Raw genomic sequence first — 23990 nt, 5'->3', positions numbered from 1 at the left:
TTGCTTCACTCCTATTTATTCTAAAGGAACTAACCGTTCCGTATCCTTCTTTAAGAAAGCCATGATCTACTATCTTTCATTTTATTTCCCTTTAACAACAACCGATTGATCTTGTAGAAATGTTAGTTTTCCACCATACGTTTTTTGAAGATTATCGATTGAGAAAGTATCCTTAGTTGGACCAAACGCAACTTTTCTCATATTTAATAGAAGAACCCAATCAAAATACTCTTCTACTGTTTGTAAATCATGATGAACAACTAGAACCGTTTTCCCTTTTGCCTTTAATTCATTTAGTAGAGCGATAATGGCTTTTTCAGTTGCTGCATCCACTCCAACAAATGGTTCATCCATAAAGTAAACATCTGCATCTTGAGCAAGTGCTCTTGCTAAAAAAACCCTTTGCTGCTGCCCACCAGAAAGCTGACTGATTTGACGATTTTCAAACTCAAGCATTCCTACTTTTTTAAGACACTCTCTAGCAAACTCACTATCTTTCTTACCTGGTCGTTTAAACCAGCCAACATGACCATATCTCCCCATTAAAACAACATCTAAAGCATTTGTTGGGAAATCCCAATCCACAGATCCACGTTGTGGAACATAGCCCACACGCTTTCTTTGCTTCTTGTATTGTTCACCAAATATATTTACTTCACCAGAAGCTGCTGGAATTAACCCTAAAATTCCTTTAATTAAGGTTGACTTTCCAGCACCGTTTGGGCCAATAATGCCAATTAATTTTCCTTCAGGTACCTCAAAACTTACTTCCTGTAAAACAGGCTTCTGATGATACGCAATTGTTAAATTTTCAACTGTAACAGGATACATTCATTAACACCAACCTTTTTGCGGTTTCACTTATATATATACCAATAGCTAAGAACAAATTGTTTTCATTCTTAGCTATCAACCCTTATAACCTATCGTTACTCTATTTTAAAGAAGATACAATTGTGTCTACATTGTGTTTGAACATACCAACGTATGTGCCTTCTTCTGTTCCTTCTTCACCCATAGCGTCAGAGAAAAGCTCACCACCGATTACTACTTCATGACCTTGTTTTTTTGCACCTTCTACTACTGCACTAATTGACTTCTCTGAAATACTACTTTCAATAAACACAGCTTTAATGTTTCTCTCTACTAATGTATCTACCAACGCTTGAACATCTTTTAGTCCATATTCAGAATCAGTACTCAATCCTTGTAATCCCATTACTTCTAATCCATATGCATGCCCAAAATAAGCAAAGGCATCATGAGCTGTTACTAGAACACGACTTTCTTCTGGAATGGTTTTAATTTGCTCTTTTGCATAAGCATCCAAATCCTCTAATTCTTTTTTATAGTTGGCCGCATTTTCCTTAAATAATTCTTCATTATCAGGAGATTGCTTTGTTAATTCCTCTTCAACTGCATCAACAGCATGAATCCATGCTTTGATATCAAACCATACGTGAGGATCGTGTGCAGTTGAATCATCTGCTGCCAATAACAGATCTTCTGGAATTGAATCACCAACAGCAACTGTCGCTTTATCCTCTGACATTTTTTCAAAAATTTCACCCATTTTACCCTCTAAATGAAGACCATTGTAAAAAATCATATTTGCTTCATTTAATTTCTGGATATCTCCTTGAGAAGCTTGATAAAGATGAGGGTCGACTCCTGGTCCCATTAATGAAGTAACTTCCACTTTATCTCCACCCACATGTTTTACGATATCTGCTACTTGACCTGTAGTTGTTGTAACATTAATTGTTTCACTAGAAGTTCCGTTTCCTTCAGCTACATCACCATTTGTCTGTTCACTACCACATGCCGATAATAAAAATACTGCTAGAATTGCTGTTCCTACACTCGCCAACCATTTTTTCACCTTTTACTCCTCCATTTCGCGTTTCATTTTTATATTCATGGTTGAAACTTTCCTATTTTTGCTGGGTCAAAAGTAGTTTATGTAGTAATTTAGTATGTGTGCTACTTTTTTTACTCGTATCATTTTTTGTTAGTCGATCTAAAAAAGTTTCCTTAAGGCAACAATAAAACATCTGGACTTTTATGTCAATCATCTTTTCTCGACAATTTGCAGTATTAGAAAAACTTGCTTATCACCAGTCCTAATGGCGAAAGCCTTCGTTTTTCTTATACGATCGCCCATAAAATTTATATACTTTCTGATCGTAAAAAAAAGGACAACTCTAACTATGCACTCAGTGGTTATACTGAATTCATAATCTTGAGTTATCCTTAAAAGAGCAGAAAGAGAAACTAACTTTCAGTAAATTTGTTAATCTTTCACCATGATTATACTCGGTTGCTTGCTCTCATAAAAATCTTGATCATTTTATTTTGCCTCAAAAAATGACTCTAAAATTTAATTTTGTTAAGCTGAAAATTTAATTTTAACCTGTTATTCCCATCAAAAATATGTTTTTATAGATATTTTACAACATTACCTATTTTATAGTTGTAATTGATGTTGCGAGTTCCTTTATCATATCTTTTTTCACATCAAACCCTATCCCTAGTCCATTTTGTAAACTAATTTTCCCTGCAACACTTTTTATTTCCGGATCAACGATATCCTGCTCCCAATATCTTGAGGATGATGAGATATCTCCCGGAATTGTAAAGTTTGCTAGTGATGCTAATGCAAGATTATGTGCCCTTGAAATACTTGTTTCAAGCATTCCACCACACCAGACGGGTATATCATTTTTAAGACATAGATCATGTATTTTCTTTGATTCAGTTAACCCACCTACGCGCCCCGGTTTAATATTAATAACTTGGCAACTTCCCAATTCAATTGCTTTTCTGGCATCTTCACTAGTTCTAATACTTTCATCTAAGCATATAGGAGTTGATAGTTTCTCTTGAAGCTTGGCATGATCAATAATGTCATCTGCTGCGAGTGGTTGTTCAATCATCATTAATCCAAATTGATCTAGTTCTTTTAATCTTTCAACATCTTTCAGTGTATAGGAAGAATTGGCATCTGCCATTAAAGGTAAATCAGGAAACCTTTTGCGTATTTCCTCTACTATTTTCATATCTTGGTCTGGTGATATCTTTATTTTAAATCGTTTATATCCTTCCTCATTGTATCGAGTAATTTGCTCGATCATATTTGAAAGGGAAGATATCCCGACAACAACACCACACTCAATTTCATTTCTTACGCCACCTAATGCCGTTGATAAGGATATATTTTTCTTCTTAGCATAAAGATCCCATATTGCCCCCTCTAGAGAGGCTTTAGCCATTTGATTTCGTTTTATTCTTTTAAAAATCTCCTGCAGTTCATCTGGGTGTTCAAATGTCTCAGAAATGACTAATGGGATAAGAATGTCTTTAAGAAGATGAAAGCAGGTTGAAATCGTTTCTTCTGTATACCAAGGCGTTGAAAAAGCCACTACCTCTCCCCATCCACTTACTCCATCACAATCAATCACCTCAACTAAAATACTATCTCGATCCGAAACATATCCTATGCTTGATGTAAACGGGACTTTCAACTTCTGAGTTATATGATACAATGTGACTTTTTCAACTTTAATCATATAGACATTCCTTTTTCTAGATATTTTCTAAGTTCTTTTCTCAAAAGCTTATTAGATGCATTTCTTGGAAGCTCTTCTAAAAATGTTATATGATGAGGAACTTTGTATTTTGCCAATCGCTCTTGACAGTATGCAAGAAGATCTTCACGATCCATTTTTTCAGTTGTAACAAGAAAAGCATAAGGGACCTGTCCCCATTTCTTATCTTCTATACCAACAACACCCGCATCCTGGACAGCTGGGTATGAGAGTAAGACATTTTCGATTTCTGCAGGATATACATTTTCTCCACCAGAAATAATTAAATCTGATCTTCTATCTAATACATATAAAAAACCATCATTATCGATATAACCTTGATCACCTGTGTGAAACCAACCATTTGTAAATCCGCTTTTTGTCGCTTCCTCCCGCTTCCAGTAACCCTTTGTAATAGTTGGTCCTTTAACGAAAATCTCGCCCTCTTCGAACGGTGAGCATTCTCTTCCATTTTGCATGATTTTCATTTGACATAAAAATAATGGTTTACCTGCTGATCCTATCTTTTTCATGCTATATTCAGGAGATAAGGTAACAATTTGTGAAGAGGTTTCGGTCATTCCATACGTTTGAAAAACGGGGATTTGTTTTGTGAGGCTTTTTTCAAGCAAGTCTTTTGGAACTGGTCCTCCTCCTGCAAGCATACATCGAAAGCTCTCCGGGTATTTGTTATGGCCAAGGTCATCTACCATTTGATTTAGCATTGTTGTGACAACTGACACAATGGTTCCCCCATCTTCAAAGATAGCTCGATTCATTTTTTTAGCATCAAATCTCTCAAATAAGATGATGCCGATTCCATAAATAACACTTCGAAACAAAATCGATAATCCGCTAATATGAAATAACGGAACAGCTAACAACCAACGATCTTCTTGTACTAGTCCCAGATTTAATGCAGAACCAATTGCACTTGACCAATGGTTTCCGAACGTTTGTAGTACACCTTTTGGATATCCTGTTGTTCCAGATGTATACATGATGGTTGCCACTTGATCTGCCTTGTACTCCTCAATTTCTTGTATGTAAACAGGACTTTCTATATCTTTGAGGTGGTCTACAACAATTAAATTTGCATGATCATCTAGTTTTTCCGCTAATTCTTCATGACAAATAACAGAAACAGCTTCAGCATCTGATAGTTGAAAAGCTAGCTCTTGATTTGTTAAGCGATGATTTAATAATACAGCTATAGCCCCGACAGAGAAGAGCGCATGAATCACTTCAATCATATCTATGCTGTTTTTCATGAGCACCCCTATATGCTCATCCTTTTTTACCCCAAGAGAGATTAATTGTTTTACTCTCTTTTGAACACGTTTATAAAGCTCGTCAAACGTCAATTCTTCATTTTCTACTTTAACAGCCAAACGATTTGGTGTAAGATTTGCTCGTTGCTTTAACCAGTTAGGGAATGTCTCATTCATAAAAAATACCTTACCTCCTTTAATATATATTTTTAATAAAAAAAGCTTGATGAGAAAAGGATCACCAAGCTTTTGAAATCGTATAAGGCTTAAGGGAAACGAGGGAATTGTTTGAAGTCCGGAGTACGTTTTTCTTTAAACGCATCGCGGCCTTCTTTTGCTTCATCCGTTGTATAATAAAGCAATGTTGCATCCCCAGCAAATTGCTGAATTCCTGCAAGTCCATCTGTATCCGCATTAAATGCTGCTTTTAAGAAACGAATAGCTGTTGGACTTTTTTCTAATATTTCCTCACACCATTTTACCGTTTCTTCTTCTAATTGTTCTAATGGAACAACTGTATTGACTAAGCCCATATCTAAAGCTTCTTGTGCACCATATTGTCTGCATAGATACCAGATTTCACGTGCTTTTTTGTGTCCTACTATGCGAGCTAGGTAACCTGAGCCATACCCTGCATCAAAGCTTCCCACTTTAGGACCAGTTTGTCCAAATACAGCGTTATCCGCAGCAATTGTTAAATCACAAACGATATGTAATACATGTCCACCACCGATTGCATATCCTGCAACCATCGCGATAACAGGCTTTGGAATGACACGAATTAATCGTTGTAAATCAAGTACGTTTAAGCGGGGAATTTGATCATCACCTACATAACCACCATGGCCACGCACTTTTTGGTCTCCACCTGAACAGAAGGCTTTTCCACCTTCACCTGTTAAAATAATGACACCTACATTTTCATCATCTCGAGCTCGAGCAAATGCATCAATTAACTCTGTCACCGTTTTCGGTGTAAATGCATTATGTACATGTGGACGGTTAATTGAAATCTTTGCTATTCCATTATATGTTTGATAAATAATTTCTTCATACTCACGCTGTGTAACCCATTCAAATGCCATTTTTGTACCTCCTAATTATTTTGAGATAAAAACTCACTTACTATTTTACCAAAAATTCGCGGTTGTTCTACATGAATTGTATGTCCTGCATGATTTATTTCCTTTAAGTAGCTAGTAGGAAGGTATTTGTGCATATTTTTAGCTATATCACAAAACTTTATATCCCATTCACCACACAACAATAACACAGGGATCTCTATACTTGGGAGCTGCTCCCACCAGGATGGTTGAGATCCTGTCCCCATCCCAATTAAACTGTTAGCAAGTCCTACAGGATTATTTTGTAGCCTAAGTAATCTCAGTTTTTGTTTTGTTTCCAGTGATAATTGGTCTTGCGTGGAGAATAAGGGAATTTCCTCCCATCGTTGTACAAATTTTTCTACTCCATGACTCAAAATTTCTTCAGCAAGCTTTTCATCCGATACTTTTCGATTGTGTCGTTCCTTCGGGTTATTTAAACCAGGTGAACTACTCTCAAGAATCAGTGTTTTTACTCGTTCCGGGAATGAAGCAGCAACAGATAAAGCTAATCTTCCTCCCATAGAATATCCTAAAATATTCGCACGGTTAATTGATAAAGTATCTAATATTTCAACAATATCTTTAACAACCTCATTCATTTCATATCTTGAAGGATCTGAAGGAGATTCTGTTTTACCATGTCCAATAATGTCAATTAAAACAAGTTGATGCTGTGGAAATTCAGCTAATATATGGTTCCAATTGGCAATACATCCTGTAAAACCATGTAGTAAAACAAGTGGTTCACCGTTTGAAATGACTTCAACGTTATAATCGATACCTCTTATTTTCATTGTTTCAACACTTTTCTTATTTCCTGGGAAACATGATCTAACAATTCCCGATGAATCTTGACACGTGTCAGTCGATCTGTTTCAAGTTCAACAACCTGTAATCCGCTGTTGTTCCATTCATTTGTAAGATAATTCTGGAGTTCATTCCAGCTCTCAATCTTCACATATTTCCCCTCATACATTTCTACCACTTTCGAAAAATTTAATCCAGTCGGAGTTCCGTAAAGTGTTTCAAAATGCTTTTCTTCTTTTGACTGAGGAAGAAAAGAAAAGATCCCGCCACCATCATTATTAACTAAAATGACCGTTAGATTAAGCTGGTTCATTTTTGCTACTAAAAGACCATTTAAATCATGAAAGAACGATAAATCACCTATTAATAAAAACGTAGGCTTTTTCTGATCTACGCTAACACCTAATGCCGTAGATACAATTCCATCAATACCGTTGGCTCCTCTATTAGCAATGATCTCTATTTCTTTATCATGATTTCTAAAAAACGTATCAACATCCCGTATCGGCATGCTGTTTCCGACGAATAATCGGCTACCATCAGGTAAGAGTTGTTGAAGTTCACTTACTACCTTTCCTTCAAATAACTCATCGATTTTAACCAGCTTATGATTAATTCTTTCTGAAAAGACCTGATTACATAACAACCATTTATTATAATAATCCGAGAATTCCTTAGCTGGTATTATGTTCCCAAGCTCCTTACAAAAATAATGCGGCATACAAGTAATGAGATGTGAAGCATTTAAAGTTGGGTCCCGATATTCTTCACTTGAATCGACAATAACCTGTACAATATCCGGATTATTTTTCAATAAAAGCATAAGAGGCTTGGAAACAGGCATAGGGCCAAACCGAATAATCACTTCTGGTTTAAGCTCATTAACTAATTCAGGATCTTTTAATATCGAGTCATATCCATCAATGATACCTTGCTTTTTATGCTTACCTGCTCTTAGTTGAGAAAGAGGGTCGGCAAGGATCGGGAATTTTAGTTTTTCAGAAAGCTTATTCACTTCTGTAATAAAATCTGGATCGTTTTGTTCTCCACACACAATAATTCCTTTAGAAAAGCTGTTCACAAGTTGAACCGACATCTCCATTTGTTCTTTCGTTAAAAGTACTTCACCTAGTGTAGTATGTAAATAAGTTGTTCGATCTTCTGTTGTACTCCATAAGTCATTAAGAGTTAAATTGGGCAGTAAAGGCTCTCTAAATGGAAAATTCAAATGAACCACTCCCTCAGGATGTGCAGAAGCAATTGACACTGCTCTACCTGCAATTGTCCTAACATATCGAAACATTCCTACTTGTTCTTCAGGTAAGGCTACGTCGACAAACCATTTTGGGTAATGGCCATACATTTGAATTTGATCAATTGCCTGTGGTGCTCCAACATCTCTTAACTCATGAGGTCTATCAGAAGTTATGACTATTAATGGAACTCTTGAGTAACGCGCTTCAACAATTGCTGGATAATAATTAGCTGCTGCAGTACCAGATGTACAAACTAATACAACAGGTCTTTTATTACACTTAGCTATACCAAGTGCAAAAAAGCCTGCTGATCGTTCATCAATATTAATGTAACAAGTAAGATCTGGATGCTCCGCCATTAAAATGGCCAAAGGAGTTGAGCGAGAACCTGGACTAATAACAACCTCTGCAACTCCTAAACGAGCCAGTTCATCAACAAAGTTGGCGACGTATCTGGTTAGTGTATCACCAGTCTTCATTTACGATTCCTCCCAAAGCAGACAGCATTGGCTTAAGTTTTATTTTAGTTTCTAGATATTCCGATTTCGGATCTGATTCTTCCACAATTCCACATCCTGCAAATAATGCAGCATTCTGACCTTCCAATAACCCGGAGCGAATTGCTACAACAAATTCACCGTTATTATCATGATCAAGCCAACCAATTGGACCTGCATACCATCCGCGATGCATTGGTTCAAGCTCTCTAATTTTTTCAATCGCTTTATCTTTAGGATACCCACCCAAAGCAGGTGTGGGGTGTAATCTTTCTACCATTGAAAGAAAGGAAAGTCCTTCTTTGGCAATCCCCTTCACAGGAGTGTAGAGATGTTGGATATTTTTCGTTTTATATAAGATTGGATATTTCGGTACACTTACTTCATCACAGCAAGTATCAATAGCAGCCTTGATCATTTTAACAACAATACTGTGTTCAATTAAGTTTTTGTCATCATTTAATAGTTGATGACCTAATCCTTGATCTTGTTCTTCTGTTTTCCCTCTTTTAATGGACCCAGCCAGACAGGTTGATAATACCTGAGTGTTTTTCTTTTTAATTAATCTTTCAGGAGTAGCCCCAACAAAGTGCTGATTTCCAATTTCAAAATCAAAAACATAGCTTGTTGGCTGTTCCTTTAGAAGATTATTTATGACTTGATAAGAATTTATTTTCTCTGTGAACTTTAGATGTACTTCACGAGCTAAAACTACCTTATCCATTTCTTTTGATTGAATATCCTTAGTTGCCTGTTGGACTGCCTTTAACCATTCAGACGTTTTATACTCAATAGTTGAAAATTCGTTAACCTTTTCACAATCTAATGAATAAGGAAACGAATGACTAAGTTCAATACTATTTTCAAAGTGCTTAATACAAACATCAAGTTCATCGTAAGGTGAAATGATTTTGTTAATAGTAAGATATGTTTTATTCTGAACAATTGAAAGCATTGTAGTTGGAAGTACAAATTTTGCTTCTGCAAATGAATCCCAAAGAGGACTTTTCTCTTTTATAGGATCAAATGAAAAACCTCCGAATAACAGTGGGCCTGTCCCTATTTCATTCTTCCGATCAGAAATAACCTTTTTAGGGAAGCGCTTCCATTCTTTTTCAATTTCCTGAAATCTTTGATTAGACTCTTTATTATTTTCGATAACTAATTCATTTCCTAGACCAACCATCGTAAAATCCCGTTCAGGTGTTGACCAAACAAATCGTTCTCCTAAGGAAAGTTCTTCACCGGAAGCAAAGAAATGAAGGGGGTCCATTGCATCCACTTCTTTTACGCTGCTAACGATCACAGATTGATTCGTCTGCTTTGCCTCTTCCAATGCCTGCTGTATAAATTCTTTTATTGTATGATCCAAAGTAGTTATCAAGCTTATCCCCCCGACACCAAAAATTGCTTATATTAAGATACACCTAGCTAGGTTGTGTGTCAATATAGAAAAGCGCGCGGCACCTTAACTTGCCCGTCCTGTGCCTTGATTAGGCTTTTTAAAACTATACACCAAACTAAGTTCATATTTTATCAATTCTGTTTTTAGAACCAAATTGTTATAAGCTTATTATATATCTTGTTGTTCAGGATTAAAATGAAAACGTCTTGATGACAAAGTCATTTTATAGGTACAAATGGTAATAATAAGCTAGGATCTTTGATTTGAAAAGCATTGACACCCCTTGGTTATTTTTCTAAACTATGTTATGGAGTCGTTTTACATGTTCTATTTGTTTTTTGCTAAAAAAAGGAGAGATATTATGCAACCTCAGACAACGCCACATGCTCCTATGATTAAAAAGGACAAAGGCTGGAGAGTTTGGTGGATGCTATTAAGACCGCATACACTATCTGCAGCATTTATTCCTGTTACAATTGGGACTGTGTTAGCTTTGCATGAAGGATCAATAAAGCTCTCATTATTCATAGCTATGCTTGTAGCTTCTATTTTAATTCAAGCAGCAACAAATATGTTTAATGAGTATTTTGATTATAAACGTGGTTTAGACAATGAATCATCTGTTGGTATAGGTGGTGCCATCGTTAGAAATGGAATAAAGGCAAACACAGTTTTAACATTAGGTTTTTCATTTTTTGGTATTGCCACATTATTAGGTGTTTACATTTGTATGATGTCCACTTGGTGGATTGCTGTTATAGGAATAGTATGTATGCTAGCTGGGTATTTTTATACAGGAGGCCCTGTTCCAATTGCCTATACGCCATTTGGTGAAATTGTTGCCGGCTTTTTTATGGGAAATGTTATTGTATTAATTGCTTATTTTATTCAAACTGAGACACTTTCATTAGGCAGCATACTTTTATCCATTCCTATTGCGATCTTAATTGCAGCTATTTTAACTGCGAACAATATTCGAGATTTAGATGGTGATAAAGAAAATGGCAGAAAAACACTTGCCATTTTACTAGGAAGAAAAAACTCCATTCGTTTTTTAGCTGGTATGTTTATTACAGCGTATTTCATTGTATTTGTACTACTTATTGTAGGTTTAGCACCAGCTTGGGCATTGCTCGTATTAATTAGTGTTCCTAAAGCATATTCTGCAGTAAAACAATTTATTGGGAAATCAGCTCCAATTGAAATGATGCCAGCAATGAAAGCAACTGCTCAAACAAATGTACAATTTGGCTTCTTATTAGCATTAGGTTTATTTGTCAGTCTTTACTTATAATTATTTCTTAACACGGTATGTTCAAATACCGTGTTTTTTTGTGCAATTTTAACAATCATGTTTTCCTCCTGACTGCTCATAATAGGTATAGAAACATTTATTTAAGGAAGGAGCGTGGATGGCATGCTAAGTTCACAACAAGTAGAGACCTTCCGTTCACAGCTAAACGAAATGAAAAAAGAGATAAAAGATCGCTTCGAGATGAATGGTCACTTTGGTCTTGAAGAAGGTCATTGGCATGAATCAATGGGGGAACTCTCAAGTTATGACAATCATCCAGCAGATGATGCAACAGAATTATATGAAAGAGAGAAAGATATTGCCTTAAATGAACATACAGAAGAACAATTATTAGATATTGAAAGAGCTCTTCAAGCGATCGACAATGGTTCTTATGGTAAATGTGAAGTTTGTGGAATTGATATACCTGTTGAAAGACTTGATGCAATTCCAACAGCTACTACCTGTAAAGAACATGCACCTGAACAGGTTGTTTCACATAATCGCCCAATAGAAGAAGGAGTTTTAATGCCTCCTTTCGGAAAATTTGATTATGATGATCAAGATGAGAACGTAGCATTTGATGCAGAAGATGCTTATCAAATTGTAAATAGTTACGGATCATCTGAAACTCCATCTGATTTTTATGATCCACAGGATCACTACAATGATGTATATATGGAATCAAATGACCCTGATGGATATGTTGAGGCTTATGAAAACTTTGTCGGCACTGATATAGAAGGAAAAGAAATTACCATATACCCTTCAAATCAACATCAGCAATATGAAGACATGCTAGATGAAGAAGGTACAATGACGATCTTTGGTGATTTACCTCCTTACGAGAAAGATCCTTATACAGAGGACGAGGTATAATATTAAAAACTCCCCATACATAGGGGAGTTTTTTTGTGTAAGCTTTTCTTCCCTTTTACTTGAAATTTTTATAATAACCGATCTTTAATTATTGAATCTTTTGAATATATAGTTATATAATTTCAAAAAGGAGGTTGTATGAATATGCAAATTTTAGAAAAAATTAGTAAGGCTGCTGGAAACACTTTTGCAATTTGGGTCATTATTTTTGCTGTGTTAGCGTTTTTTATTCCTGGTGGCTTTACTTGGATTGCCCCTCATATTGCACTATTATTAGGTATTATCATGTTTGGAATGGGGCTAACTTTATCTCTACAAGATTTTAAAGCAGTGTTTCAAGCACCAAAAAGTGTTCTATTAGGTGTTGTTGCACAGTTTACGATTATGCCTTTACTGGCTTTTTTACTTGCTACAGTTTTTCAGTTACAACCTGAAGTTGCTGTTGGAGTAATCTTGGTAGGCTGTTGTCCTGGTGGGACAGCATCTAATGTTATTACATTTTTAGCGAAAGGAAATACAGCATTATCTGTTGCTGTAACGTCAATTTCAACATTACTTGCACCAATTTTAACACCAGCTCTTACACTTTTGTTTGCTAGTAAATGGCTGCCGGTTTCTGCTGGTTCCTTATTTTTATCAATTGTTCAAATCGTACTTATTCCAATTATTTTAGGGATTGTTGTGAAGCTATTATTTAAAAAGCAAGTTGAAAAAAGTGTAACTGTTTTACCTCTAATATCTGTAATAGGAATTGTTGCGGTTGCTTCAGCTGTAGTTGCTGTGAATGCAGAGAAAATTGCAGAAACAGGTCTTTTAATCTTCACCATTGTTGTTCTACACAATTTACTAGGCCTTTTATTAGGATTTGTATTAGCAAAAGCATTAAAATTAAACTTTGCAGATCAAAAAGCTATCTCTATTGAAGTCGGTATGCAAAATTCCGGGCTTGGTGCAGCTTTAGCTGTTGCACATTTTTCCCCATTATCTGCCGTTCCAAGTGCGATTTTCAGTGTTTGGCATAATATATCAGGTCCTTTACTCGCTACATGGTGGGGGAAAAAAATGGAGCAAGAATCTCATTTAGAAATGACTACTGACAATTCAAAAAAGGCATAAAGATGAGGGGGGCATTCGTGCTCCCTTTCATTATGCCAAAATTTTCTTTTAGTTTTTCTTCCAAAAATTACTTTAACTAGTAAAATAAAAGATAAGCAGGAATTTACCGCAAATAACCTGCTACTTACATATGGAGGGATCCTGATGAACGCTCATGAAATTGATTATGTTTTACATGGCGATGACATGCAATGTGTTGAAATTGAGTTAGATCCAAATGAAAGTGTTGTAGCTGAAGCTGGTGGCATGATGATGATGGAAGATGGCATCGATATGGAAACCATTTTTGGTGATGGGGACAACAACCAAAAAGGCTTTTTGGGTAAGCTTGTTGGAGCTGGTAAACGTGTACTCACAGGCGAGAGTTTATTTATGACGGTATTTACAAACAAAGGTGTTGGTAAAAAGCGTGTCTCGTTTGCGGCGCCTTATCCTGGTAAAATCATACCTATTGATTTAAGTGAGCTTGGTGGAAAAATTATTTGTCAAAAAGATTCCTTCCTTTGTGCAGCAAAAGGTGTATCAATTGGGATTGATTTTCAGAAGAAGCTTGGGACTGGTTTTTTTGGTGGAGAAGGTTTTATTATGCAGAAGCTTGAAGGAGATGGTCTTAGCTTTTTACATGCAGGAGGAACCATTATCCGCCGTGATCTTCAACCTGGAGAGAAATTAAGAATTGATACAGGTTGCCTAGTCGCATTATCAAAAGAAGTTGATTATAATATTGAATATGTTGGAAAAGTAAAAACTGCGTTCTTCGGTGGAGAAGGTTTATTCTTTGCTACTGTACAAGGACCAGGAACAGTTTGGGTTCAAACTTTACCATTCAGCCGCTTAGCAGATCGAGTGATTGCAAGTGCACCATCTGCTGGTGGAGAAGCTCGTGGTGAAGGCAGTATACTTGGCGGTTTAGGTCGATTTTTAGATGGTGATCGATGATAAAACCTATAAATTAAATATGCTGTTATTTATAGTAACGGGTTCAGTTTTGAAAGATAAAATACGAATAAACATTGCTTTTCGTATAGCAATTCGTACTCAGCAAATCAAGAAAAATGCTTGGAGACATATATGCTCCAAGCATTTTTTATACCAAAAAAAGCACTCAATTAAGCGATTTCCAATCTTTAAAAATCACCAGGAAATAAGCGGAGAAATTCCTCTTAGTGAGGAAATACCAAGAAAAATCGACTAATTAGAAGGAAAGATTACGCCTATTTAATCAAAAAAACTGAAAATGGATCATTTCACTTTGCTTAAGCGGAGTAACTCCGCTTATATCCCCCAAACCGAATCCCATTCTTTAGTCTAACCGGAAAAACTCCGCCTATTTAAACTTTCGGTTACTCAATTGAGGATAAGCAAGAAGAGTTGCTTTATTTTCCGCCTCTGAGACATCATCACCCACGCCCTGGTAATTAAATATCATTTTTAGCAGACAGACAAATGAATAAAATTGAGCTCGCGCATTTTCATGCTGCCAAACTTATATCACCATGTTAAAAGGGGGGCAAAATTTCGGGCGTATTTTCCGCCACTGTCCACTTTATAAAACTCCATTTTATTAGGCTAAAAAGAAGCAGTCTTATTCAGTTGCTAATAAGACTGCTAATTGGTGTGCTAATTTAGTATTTACATTCGGAAACAGATGCCGTTACTACTATTGTCATAACCTTTTTTCATAGGCAAAGAAGATTTGATTCAACAAACCCTTTTCTTTACATTTTCACTCCAAGCGGCTCAATATTCCAAATTCCTTCAGCATACTGCGAAATGGTTCTGTCACTTGAGAAGAAGCCTGAATGTGAAACGTTTATTAATGCTTGCTCCAGCCATTTTTCTCGGTTTTGATAAGCTATTCCGACCTTTTCTTGTATATCAATATAAGAGGCAAAATCACGCAAAACAAAATATTGGTCATTTTGGACGAGTAAGGAATCAGCAATTGACTCAAATTCTCCTTCATCCTCTGAGAAAAACCCATTCGTTAATTGATTGATAACTTGTCGAATTCTTAAATCATGATGATAATATTCCATTGATCGATAACGGCCGTTTTCTTCGTACTTGAGCACCTCTTGTGCAGTTAGACCAAAGGTAAAAATATTATCTTTACCAATCTCCTCCATTATCTCAATGTTTGCACCATCTAATGTCCCGACTGTTAAAGCACCATTCATCATAAATTTCATATTTCCTGTACCAGATGCCTCTTTGCTTGCAGTCGAAATCTGTTCACTAACATCTGCAGCTGGGAAGATATCCTCTGCCAGTGAAACACGATAATTTTCCATAAATACAACCTTTATAACCTGCGAAACTCTTGGGTCATTGTTTACTTTATCAGCTAAGGAATGAATAAGCTTTATAACCTTCTTTGCATAATAATACGTTGGAGATGCTTTTGCTCCAAAAATAAATGTACGAGGCTGTATAACATAATTAGGATCTTCTTTTATTCGATTGTATAAATACATAATATGAAGAACATTTAATAATTGTCTTTTATATGCATGTAATCTTTTAACTTGAACATCAAAAATAGAATCAATGTCTACAAGAATCCCATTTTTTTCTGCTATTTTCTTAGCTAGTATTTCCTTACGTTTTCTTTTCACCTGTGCAAACTGTTCTTTTACTGTTGGATGATAAACATGTCTCTTTAAATCTATTAATTTTTCAGGCTGTTTTACCCAATCCTCACCAATCGTTTCTTTAATTAAGTTTGTTAATTCAGGATTTGCTTTAAGCAGCCATCTTCTATGTGTAATCCCGTTTGTTTTGTTATTGAATTTTTCGGGATAAACCTCATAGAAAGATTTCATTTCCCTATTTTTTAAAATATCGGAGTGGATTTTGGCTACCCCGTTAATACTATTACTCCCAACTATCGCGAGGTGAGCCATTTTTACAAGGCCGTGAGCAATAATGGCCATATGCTCAATACGTTGCCATTCTCCCGGATATCGATCCCAGAGCTCTGCACAAAATCTCTCATTAATTTCTTCTATGATCATATAAATTCTAGGAAGTAATGGCTTAAACAAATAAATTGGCCATTTCTCTAGTGCTTCCGCTAAGATCGTATGATTTGTATAGGACACTGTATTTGTTGTTACATGCCATGCTTCATTCCAAGTTAATCCTTCAATATCAACTAATATTCTCATTAATTCAGGGATAGCCAAAGCAGGATGTGTATCATTTATATGAATTGCCACGTAATGATGGAGTTCTCTAATGTTAGAATTCTCTTTTTTAAACGACTGAATGATACTTTGTAAACTTGAAGACACAAGGAAGTACTGCTGTTTTAACCTCAAAATTTTGCCCTCATCATGTGTATCATCAGGATAAAGGAAATCTGTAATTGCCTCAGTATCTCTCTTATAAGATAAAACATCTTGATTTGGACCAAATGAGGCAGGCTCTGCATTCCAAAGCCTCAACGTATTAACGGTATCGACCTGGTAGCCAACAACAGGCATATCATAAGGAACGGCTAACACCTTTTGTTCTCCTACATGCTTAAAAATGAGAGAATTTCCTTCATAACTTGATTCTATTCTGCCCCAGAATGAGACCTCAACAGCTTGATCAGGCTTCCGTACTTCCCACACATTTCCATGTCGTAACCATTGCTCCGGGAGCTCAACTTGATATCCATCCACTATTTTTTGGTCGAATAGTCCGTGTTTATACCTAAGTCCATATCCATGACCAGGAAGATTTAATGTAGCCAATGAATCTAAAAAGCATGCTGCTAATCTTCCTAATCCACCGTTTCCTAGAGCTGGGTCTGACTCACACTCTTCTATTTCATTTAAGTGAATATTAAGCTCTGCCAGACCCTCCTCAACAACCTCTTTAATTCCTAGGTTTAATAAGTTTTGACAAAGTAAGCGACCTAAGAGGAATTCAATTGATAAATAATATACTTGCTTTTTATTCTCAGCTCGGTAAAGCTCGTTCGTATCAATCCATTTAGAGCTAATATATTCTCTTACCATATTCCCTAATGTAAAGTACTGATCACGTCTAGTTGATTCCTCAAAGCCTTTGCCACACATACTTTCAAGCCTTTTTAAAAAGCTTTTTTTAAATGAATCTTTATTAGAGAACATGCTCTTCACTCCCAGTGATCAATTCAGTGTAAAGCTGCTTATATTTTAATGCTGATTGGCTCCAACTATAATCTTGTGTCATGGCAGTATTGACGATCTTTTGCCAAACCTCATCTTGGTGATAATACTCAATAGCGCGATTTATTGAATACAACATATCATGGGCATTAAAATGACTAAACGTAAATCCATTACCTTCTTTTAACTCTTCCTGAAAAGGAAACACTGTGTCATTTAATCCGCCCGTTTCCCGGACAATTGGAATAGTCCCATATCTTAGAGCAATTAACTGCCCCAAACCACATGGTTCAAATTTTGATGGCATTAAAAATAAATCGGAGCCGGCATAAATTTGATGTGCAAGTTTCTCATCAAATCCTATGTATGCTTTAAACTTTGTCGGATAAACCCATTCCATATGCTTAAAATAATCTTCAAATTCTTTTTCTCCTGTACCAAGAATGATCACCTGAACATCCTTAGCTAATACCTCATCCAAAACACGTTTAACTAAATCTAAACCTTTTTGCTTCGTTAACCTAGTTACCATTGAAATAATTGGTGTATCTTTACTCTCAGTTAACCCAAAAGCAGCTTGTAGGGCAGCTTTATTCTCCGCTTTTTTTATGAGTGTTTCCGGTGTAAACTGTGAATGAATATTTTCATCTGTTTCAGGATTATAAACTGTATCATCAATGCCATTTAAAATTCCTAAAAGAGAAGTATTTCGGGATCTTAATAGACCATCCAGCCTTTCTCCATAGTAGGCTGTCTGGATTTCCTCTTTATAAGTTGGACTAACAGTTGTTATAAAATCTGATGAGATAATTGCTGCCTTCATAAAGCTAATATCTCCATAAAATTCTAGGTTTTTAAAGTCTTCATCCCCTAGATTTAAAAGATCGTGGAGAATACTGTATGGAAATACACCTTGAAATTGGAGATTATGGATCGTAAACACCGTTTTTATTTCCTCATAAAAAGGTTTCTCTCTATATTCTTTTTGTAATAAATAACTAATCATTCCTGTATGCCAATCATGTGAATGTATGATGTCAGGCTGAAAATCAATAGCTTCTAATGTTTCTAGTACTGCTCTACAAAAGTATGAGAAGCGCTCACCATCATCATAATGTCCATACAAAGAATCACGATAAAAATAATATTCATGATCCAAGAAATAATACGTAATTCCATCAACCTCTAATTTTTCAATTCCACAATACTGCTGTCTCCATCCAACCGGAACAATGATCTCATGTATTTTCGTCATCTTTTCACGATAAGACTCTGATATTAAAGAATATTTGGGAAGAATGACTCTAATGTCAGCTCCTAGTTTTTTTAATTCCTTTGGTAATGCACCTGCAACATCAGCTAATCCTCCTGATTTTACAAAAGGTACACATTCTGAAACAGCAAATAATACTTTCACGAGTTCATCATCGCTCCTTGAATGGTTCTTTTTCTTAGTATCGTTGGCTCTAAATGTGATCCACTTAATTTAGAATAGTCCAATACTTTTACATCTTTATCTGTAATCATATTCTCTAGTACACAGTTCTCTCCAATATTTGTCTTTTGCATAACGACACTATTTTTAATGACTGTATCTTTTCCGATATGAACGCCTCTAAAAATAATACTATTTTCCACATAACCTTCTATTTTACATCCATTAGCAATTAAGGAATTCTTCACAACTGCATTTTTTCCATATTTGGTTGGTGGCTCATCTTTGGCTTTGGTTAAAATCGGTCGGTTTTTCATGAAAATTTCTTTCCATATAGCTGGGTTAAGCATTTCCATACTATGTTTATAATAGTTGGCTAATGAATCTATTACTGCGGCATAGCCACTAAATTCATAATCACAAATAGTGAAATTATGTTGATTTTCTATAATAACGTCAGCAAGTGTTTTGCAGCCGGTTTTTTCTTTATCCTGAATAAGATCAAGAAGAAGCTTTGTTGACATAATATACATTTGTAAAGACTGACCATCTTTTCGAACTTCTGTTATATCACAGCCATTTTCAATATGACGACTTAATACCTTCTGAAAATCAATATTACAAACTGTATGACTATTGGTAATAACAGCATACTCCTGTTTACTTCTTAAAAAGAAATCAATGTGATCAGAAAATTGTCGGAAAGATCCAAATTCATCATATTCATTGTGTAAATGAGGAGATGGGAAGAAAAATAACCCATCTTTTTTACGATTTAGATCCCATTGTTTTCCGGATCCAATGTGATCCATTAGGGAGCGATAAGAATACTTAGGAAAAATAGCAACACTTTCAATCTCAGAATTTGTCATACTAGATAGAACAAAATCTATTAAACGATATCGACTACCAAAAGGAACTGCTGCTAATGAACGATGGATCGTTAAATCTTCAATTTCCGGTTTATATGCTGTAGCATCAATAACACCTAACATTTTATTACTCATTTCTTCCTTCTCCCCTTTTTGGAAAAGGTAAGGTCTTATGTTTCACATGCTGGAAATAATTAAAAAAGAATAAATGCAATAATAAAGAAAAAACATGCTAACATCTTAACCTTCCTACTTCCAATGTATTGTAGTCAGTTGATCTTTTTCTATTAGTTAACTTTGTTCTCTGTCAAGGATATGATTTCATCTATGATTTCCTCTGTAACAAGTAAAATTTCATCTGAATTCGTATCAGGACATATCACAGTACCATCTGGAATTTCTAATCCACATGGAACGATTGCATTTTCAATGTAGACATTTTCCCCGATTATAGTGTCAGGCATTAAGACCGTATTTTTTATTTTTGTATTTTTACCAACAGTAACTCCTTGGAATAAAACGGAATGATGAACATTTCCCATAATGACACAACCGTCGTTAACAAGAGAATCAGTTACTACCGCATTTTCAGCAATAAATTGAGGTGGATGATTAGAATTAACCGTGTAGATCTTCCAGTCTCGATCAAATAAATTTAGCTCCGACTCATCATTTAATAAATCCATATTCGCTTCCCAAAGACTCTTAACCGTTCCTACATCCTTCCAATATCCTTTAAAAGGATAAGCAACAACATTGCGTTTCTCTTCTAGTAATAAAGGAATAATATCTTTACCAAAATCATGACTTGAATATTGATTACGTTCATCCATCTCCAAGTATTCTTTTAAAAGTGACCATTTAAAAATATAAATTCCCATTGAGGCTAAATTATTTTTAGGATTAGCAGGTTTTTCATCGAATTCAACTACCTGCATTTTGTCATTGGTATTCATAATTCCAAATCGACTAGCCTCATCCCACGGCACTTCTATAACAGAAATTGAGGCATCAGCATTTTTATCAATATGATAGTCAAGCATTTTAGAATAATCCATTTTGTAGATATGATCTCCCGACAAAATTAGTACATATTCAGGATCATATTGTTTAATATAATTTATGTTTTGATAGATTGCGCTTGCTGTCCCTTTATACCACTTCATTTCAGAGGATTCAGAGTAAGGAGGAAGAACGGTTACCCCACCATTTTTACGATCTAAATCCCAAACACTTCCAATTCCTATATATGAATTTAGAACTAGTGGTTGATATTGTGTTAATACCCCTACAGTATCAATGCTTGAGTTGGTACAATTACTTAAAGTAAAATCTATGATCCTATATTTTCCACCAAACGGAACTGCCGGCTTTGCCAAATTTTTAGTAAGGGAGCTTAACCTGCTACCTTTACCCCCTGCTAGTAACATTGCTACGCATTGTTTTTTTCCCATTCTTATTCTCCCCTCTTTTTTTAACTGCACGTAGAATAACTGCTCCATACGGTGGAATTGTCATAGATAGATGATATGGCCTCCCATGAAACTCGCCTTCTATTGCCTTAAGATTCTTTTTGTTCATTTGATTTGAACCACCAAACTCTTCTGCATCACTATTTACAATCTCTACATATTCTGTGTCAATAGGTACCCCAATTTTGTAATCATAATAAACAATTGGTTTAAAGTTACAAACAACAACAAGCATTTCATTTTCTTTTTGTCCTTTTCGAATAAAAGAAAAAATACTTTGATCGCGGTTATCTGCATCTATCCACTCAAAACCTTCAAATGAATGGTCTACTTCAAACAATGACTTTTGCTTATTATAATTTGAAAGCAAATGCTTAAAATAGCTCCGCATTTTGTTATGCATCTCATAGTCTTCCAATATCCAATCAAGTTGCTCTAAATCCTTCCATTCATCATACTGACCAAATTCACCTCCCATAAAAAGGAGTTTCTTTCCAGGATGTGTAAACATATATGCATAAAGAAGCCTTAATTGGGCAAATTTTTGCCAATAATCACCCGGCATCTTATTTAATAATGATTTTTTTCCATGAACAACTTCGTCATGAGAAAAAGGTAAAATGAAGTTTTCTGAAAAAGCATATAAAAAGGAGAATGTAACTTTATGGTGGAGTTCATTTCTATTCTCTGGAGAGGCCTCCATATAAGATAGAATATCGTTCATCCAACCCATATTCCATTTGTAGTTGAAGCCAAGACCACCTGACGAGGTTGGAGAGGTAACCATCGGCCAATCAGTTGAATCCTCAGCAATCATAAGTATATTCGGATCATTTGCAAATACTGCTTCATTAAGTTTTTTAATAAAGGAAACAGCATAAGGGTTTTCAACAAGTTCATTTGAATTTGGCCAATAGAGCATATTGGCGACTGCATCAACTCTAAACCCATCAATATGAAAATAATCCATCCAAAACAACGCGTTGGACACTAAGAAACTTTGTACTTCTGTTTTGCCTAAATCAAAATTTGCAGTACCCCAGATATAATTTTCACGGTCTTTTTCATTTGTGTACTCATACGTTGGAAGCCCGTCAAACATATATAATCCATGAGCATCTTTACAAAAATGACCTGGAACCCAATCAATGATGACACCAATATTTTCTTCATGACAAGCATTGATAAATGCCATAAAATCCTTTGGCGATCCAAAACGACTTGTAGCAGAATAATACCCTGTTCCTTGATATCCCCAAGAGCGATCATATGGATGTTCAATTATAGGTAAAAGCTCAATATGAGTGAATCCGTGTTCTATTACGTAAGGAATAAGCATCTCCGCCAGTTCAATGTAGCTATATAGCTCACCGTCCTCTTTTATTTTCCAAGAACCTAAGTGAACTTCATAAATAGCTAATGGACGATCATACACTTCTCTTAGCTTTCTCCTTCTTTGCCACTTTTGATCTGACCATTCAAACCCGGATAGATCATAAACAATCGATGCAGTATGAGGCCTTACTTCAGAATGAAAAGCATATGGGTCTGACTTAAGAAGCTTTTGACCAGTTGAAGAATGTATTTCATATTTATAGATCTCACCCTCAGTAACTGTAGGAATAAATAAGCTCCATATGCCCTCCTCATTTAATTTCTTCATTTGATGTTCCTGACCGTTCCATTTGTTAAAATTCCCTACTACATTTACCTGTCTCGCATGTGGTGCCCAAACACAAAAGTTTGTACCCAGGACACCATTTTGTTCCTGTACATGAGCTCCTAAGAACCGGTAGCTTTCAAAAGACTGTCCTTCATGAAATAAATGAATATCAAAGTCTGATGGACACATGAGCATCACAGAATTCACCCTTCCTCTTATTATCTATGCTAAACATTCAAGACTTACAAATAATTCCCTTTAATGAAAACGTTCTTTTTTCCGACATAAACCAACAAGAGGATAACAATACTTTTGTATTATTATTCTTTTAAAATGTAGACAAATAAAGCAGTTTGTTACCATAACTGACAATAATATAAGAAAACACTAGTGATTTAGGAAAAAATTTATGAGTTGAAAATAATATATTTTTAATGAAGGAAACCGTTTTACCTACTTAATGGGAGACTAATTACTCATAGAGGATGTTATATAAACAAAATAATTTTTTCGACTTTTTGTAGAATTTTGTTGAAAGAAATTTTCGCAGAGTTTGAAGGTATTTTAAAAAGCAAAAGGCTAAACAAAAGAACCATGTGTATGTTTTTTATAGGAAATGTTAGTAGAGATGAAAGGAATAAACATTATATTTTATATAATATTTATTAGGAGAATAATTGTTTTTCAACGAAGCATGTTTTGTAAATATAAGCATATTCAATAATAGGGAAATAGCAAATCTTTATAATTATAAGGATTTGCTTAAAAGAAATGCTGCTTTATATTTGACTTCTATATTTCTAAAAAATAAAAAAGCACTGCAAAATTGCAGTGCTTTTAATGACCCATACGGGATTCGAACCCGTGTTACCGCCGTGAAAGGGCGGTGTCTTAACCGCTTGACCAATGGGCCTTAACAATATAATTTACTGGCGGAGAAGGAGGGATTTGAACCCTCGCGCCGCTTACGCGACCTACACCCTTAGCAGGGGCGCCTCTTCAGCCACTTGAGTACTTCCCCAATTTGGCTCCGCAGGTAGGACTCGAACCTACGACCGATCGGTTAACAGCCGATAGCTCTACCACTGAGCTACTGCGGATCAATAACATTTTATGGTGGGCCTAAATGGACTCGAACCATCGACCTCACGCTTATCAGGCGTGCGCTCTAACCAGCTGAGCTATAGG

Annotated in this window: 17 protein-coding genes and 3 tRNA genes; 4 read left to right on the top strand and 16 right to left on the bottom strand. The window is 35.6% G+C overall.

Annotation, left to right across the window (positions count from 1 at the left end; all coding sequences use genetic code 11):
- Positions 1-81 precede the first annotated feature (81 nt).
- The 8 genes from ACEWK1_RS12410 to ACEWK1_RS12375 all read right to left on the bottom strand — a co-directional run bounded on the left by ACEWK1_RS12410 (position 82) and on the right by ACEWK1_RS12375 (position 9908).
- On the bottom strand, positions 82-831 hold the full coding sequence (locus ACEWK1_RS12410) for a metal ABC transporter ATP-binding protein (protein WP_251406689.1): 750 nt from the start codon (positions 829-831) through the stop codon (positions 82-84).
- Positions 832-934: 103 nt separating this feature from the next.
- The gene (locus ACEWK1_RS12405; protein WP_162987442.1) at positions 935-1882 is read right to left on the bottom strand and encodes a metal ABC transporter solute-binding protein, Zn/Mn family; all 948 of its coding nucleotides are present in this window, start codon (positions 1880-1882) and stop codon (positions 935-937) included.
- A 580-nt stretch (positions 1883-2462) separates the two neighbouring features.
- Complete coding sequence (menC, locus tag ACEWK1_RS12400; protein ID WP_416636348.1) at positions 2463-3569, bottom strand: o-succinylbenzoate synthase; 1107 nt, start codon at positions 3567-3569, stop codon at positions 2463-2465.
- Positions 3566-5035, bottom strand: a complete 1470-nt coding sequence (locus tag ACEWK1_RS12395) for an o-succinylbenzoate--CoA ligase (RefSeq protein WP_251406694.1) — start codon at positions 5033-5035, stop codon at positions 3566-3568. The genes menC and ACEWK1_RS12395 overlap by 4 nt, the downstream gene beginning before the upstream one ends.
- Before the next feature lie 89 nt (positions 5036-5124).
- Positions 5125-5943, bottom strand: coding sequence for a 1,4-dihydroxy-2-naphthoyl-CoA synthase (gene menB, locus ACEWK1_RS12390; RefSeq protein ID WP_121663156.1), 819 nt, complete (start codon positions 5941-5943; stop codon positions 5125-5127).
- Between the two features lie 11 nt (positions 5944-5954).
- Positions 5955-6758 (bottom strand): 2-succinyl-6-hydroxy-2,4-cyclohexadiene-1-carboxylate synthase, encoded by an 804-nt coding sequence (gene menH, locus ACEWK1_RS12385; protein ID WP_121663157.1) that lies wholly within the window; start codon positions 6756-6758, stop codon positions 5955-5957.
- Entirely contained in the window at positions 6755-8506 is a 1752-nt protein-coding gene (gene menD / locus ACEWK1_RS12380) for a 2-succinyl-5-enolpyruvyl-6-hydroxy-3-cyclohexene-1-carboxylic-acid synthase (protein ID WP_416636347.1), read from the bottom strand. The genes menH and menD overlap by 4 nt, the downstream gene beginning before the upstream one ends.
- On the bottom strand, positions 8493-9908 hold the full coding sequence (locus ACEWK1_RS12375; RefSeq protein WP_212137052.1) for an isochorismate synthase: 1416 nt from the start codon (positions 9906-9908) through the stop codon (positions 8493-8495). Before ACEWK1_RS12375 ends, menD begins: the two co-directional genes overlap by 14 nt.
- Before the next feature lie 382 nt (positions 9909-10290).
- Here ACEWK1_RS12375 and ACEWK1_RS12370 point away from each other — a divergent pair, with 382 nt between their 5' ends.
- The 4 genes from ACEWK1_RS12370 to ACEWK1_RS12355 all read left to right on the top strand — a co-directional run bounded on the left by ACEWK1_RS12370 (position 10291) and on the right by ACEWK1_RS12355 (position 14157).
- Entirely contained in the window at positions 10291-11223 is a 933-nt protein-coding gene (locus tag ACEWK1_RS12370; RefSeq protein WP_121663160.1) for a 1,4-dihydroxy-2-naphthoate polyprenyltransferase, read from the top strand.
- Positions 11224-11346: 123 nt separating this feature from the next.
- The gene (locus ACEWK1_RS12365; protein WP_121663161.1) at positions 11347-12102 is read left to right on the top strand and encodes a TraR/DksA C4-type zinc finger protein; all 756 of its coding nucleotides are present in this window, start codon (positions 11347-11349) and stop codon (positions 12100-12102) included.
- Positions 12103-12246: 144 nt separating this feature from the next.
- Positions 12247-13218 carry a bile acid:sodium symporter family protein gene (locus tag ACEWK1_RS12360; protein WP_121663162.1) on the top strand — a complete coding sequence of 324 codons (972 nt, stop codon included), beginning with the start codon at positions 12247-12249 and terminating at the stop codon, positions 13216-13218.
- 144 nt (positions 13219-13362) lie between these two features.
- Complete coding sequence (locus ACEWK1_RS12355; protein ID WP_121665075.1) at positions 13363-14157, top strand: TIGR00266 family protein; 795 nt, start codon at positions 13363-13365, stop codon at positions 14155-14157.
- A gap of 779 nt (positions 14158-14936) precedes the next feature.
- On the opposite strand, the gene ACEWK1_RS12350 is transcribed toward ACEWK1_RS12355, so the two are convergent.
- The 8 genes from ACEWK1_RS12350 to ACEWK1_RS12315 all read right to left on the bottom strand — a co-directional run bounded on the left by ACEWK1_RS12350 (position 14937) and on the right by ACEWK1_RS12315 (position 23902).
- Positions 14937-17342, bottom strand: a complete 2406-nt coding sequence (locus ACEWK1_RS12350) for a glycogen/starch/alpha-glucan phosphorylase (RefSeq protein WP_121663164.1) — start codon at positions 17340-17342, stop codon at positions 14937-14939.
- Entirely contained in the window at positions 17332-18777 is a 1446-nt protein-coding gene (glgA, locus tag ACEWK1_RS12345) for a glycogen synthase GlgA (protein ID WP_416636346.1), read from the bottom strand. Before glgA ends, ACEWK1_RS12350 begins: the two co-directional genes overlap by 11 nt.
- A complete protein-coding gene (locus ACEWK1_RS12340; RefSeq protein ID WP_251406706.1) occupies positions 18774-19802 on the bottom strand; it encodes a sugar phosphate nucleotidyltransferase in 1029 nt (342 codons plus the stop codon). The genes glgA and ACEWK1_RS12340 overlap by 4 nt, the downstream gene beginning before the upstream one ends.
- A 152-nt stretch (positions 19803-19954) precedes the next feature.
- Entirely contained in the window at positions 19955-21121 is a 1167-nt protein-coding gene (locus ACEWK1_RS12335) for a glucose-1-phosphate adenylyltransferase (protein WP_121663167.1), read from the bottom strand.
- Positions 21078-23000 carry a 1,4-alpha-glucan branching enzyme gene (glgB, locus tag ACEWK1_RS12330; RefSeq protein ID WP_416636345.1) on the bottom strand — a complete coding sequence of 641 codons (1923 nt, stop codon included), beginning with the start codon at positions 22998-23000 and terminating at the stop codon, positions 21078-21080. Before glgB ends, ACEWK1_RS12335 begins: the two co-directional genes overlap by 44 nt.
- Positions 23001-23643: 643 nt before the next feature.
- Positions 23644-23715: transfer RNA gene (locus ACEWK1_RS12325), tRNA-Glu, on the bottom strand.
- A gap of 17 nt (positions 23716-23732) precedes the next feature.
- Positions 23733-23823 (bottom strand) — tRNA-Ser (locus ACEWK1_RS12320).
- A 4-nt stretch (positions 23824-23827) separates the two neighbouring features.
- A tRNA-Asn gene (locus ACEWK1_RS12315) sits at positions 23828-23902 on the bottom strand.
- Positions 23903-23990 lie beyond the last annotated feature (88 nt).

Source organism: Metabacillus sp. YM-086, from assembly GCF_048059995.1.
GTDB classification, from domain to species: domain Bacteria; phylum Bacillota; class Bacilli; order Bacillales; family Bacillaceae; genus Metabacillus; species Metabacillus litoralis_B.
Note: the sequence above shows the minus strand (reverse complement) of the source record. Positions and strands in the feature narration are given on the sequence as shown.

Bases quoted from the DNA above. Each gene is read 5' to 3' on its own strand.
- ACEWK1_RS12410 (WP_251406689.1), bottom strand. From the start codon at position 831: ATGTATCCTGTTACAGTTGAAAATTTAACAATTGCGTATCATCAGAAG.
- menC (WP_416636348.1), bottom strand. From the start codon at position 3,569: ATGATTAAAGTTGAAAAAGTCACATTGTATCATATAACTCAGAAGTTG.
- ACEWK1_RS12395 (WP_251406694.1), bottom strand. From the start codon at position 5,035: ATGAATGAGACATTCCCTAACTGGTTAAAGCAACGAGCAAATCTTACA.
- menB (WP_121663156.1), bottom strand. From the start codon at position 5,943: ATGGCATTTGAATGGGTTACACAGCGTGAGTATGAAGAAATTATTTAT.
- menH (WP_121663157.1), bottom strand. From the start codon at position 6,758: ATGAAAATAAGAGGTATCGATTATAACGTTGAAGTCATTTCAAACGGT.
- menD (WP_416636347.1), bottom strand. From the start codon at position 8,506: ATGAAGACTGGTGATACACTAACCAGATACGTCGCCAACTTTGTTGAT.
- ACEWK1_RS12370 (WP_121663160.1), top strand. From the start codon at position 10,291: ATGCAACCTCAGACAACGCCACATGCTCCTATGATTAAAAAGGACAAA.
- ACEWK1_RS12365 (WP_121663161.1), top strand. From the start codon at position 11,347: ATGCTAAGTTCACAACAAGTAGAGACCTTCCGTTCACAGCTAAACGAA.
- ACEWK1_RS12360 (WP_121663162.1), top strand. From the start codon at position 12,247: ATGCAAATTTTAGAAAAAATTAGTAAGGCTGCTGGAAACACTTTTGCA.
- ACEWK1_RS12355 (WP_121665075.1), top strand. From the start codon at position 13,363: ATGAACGCTCATGAAATTGATTATGTTTTACATGGCGATGACATGCAA.
- ACEWK1_RS12350 (WP_121663164.1), bottom strand. From the start codon at position 17,342: ATGTTCTCTAATAAAGATTCATTTAAAAAAAGCTTTTTAAAAAGGCTT.
- ACEWK1_RS12340 (WP_251406706.1), bottom strand. From the start codon at position 19,802: ATGAGTAATAAAATGTTAGGTGTTATTGATGCTACAGCATATAAACCG.
- ACEWK1_RS12335 (WP_121663167.1), bottom strand. From the start codon at position 21,121: ATGGGAAAAAAACAATGCGTAGCAATGTTACTAGCAGGGGGTAAAGGT.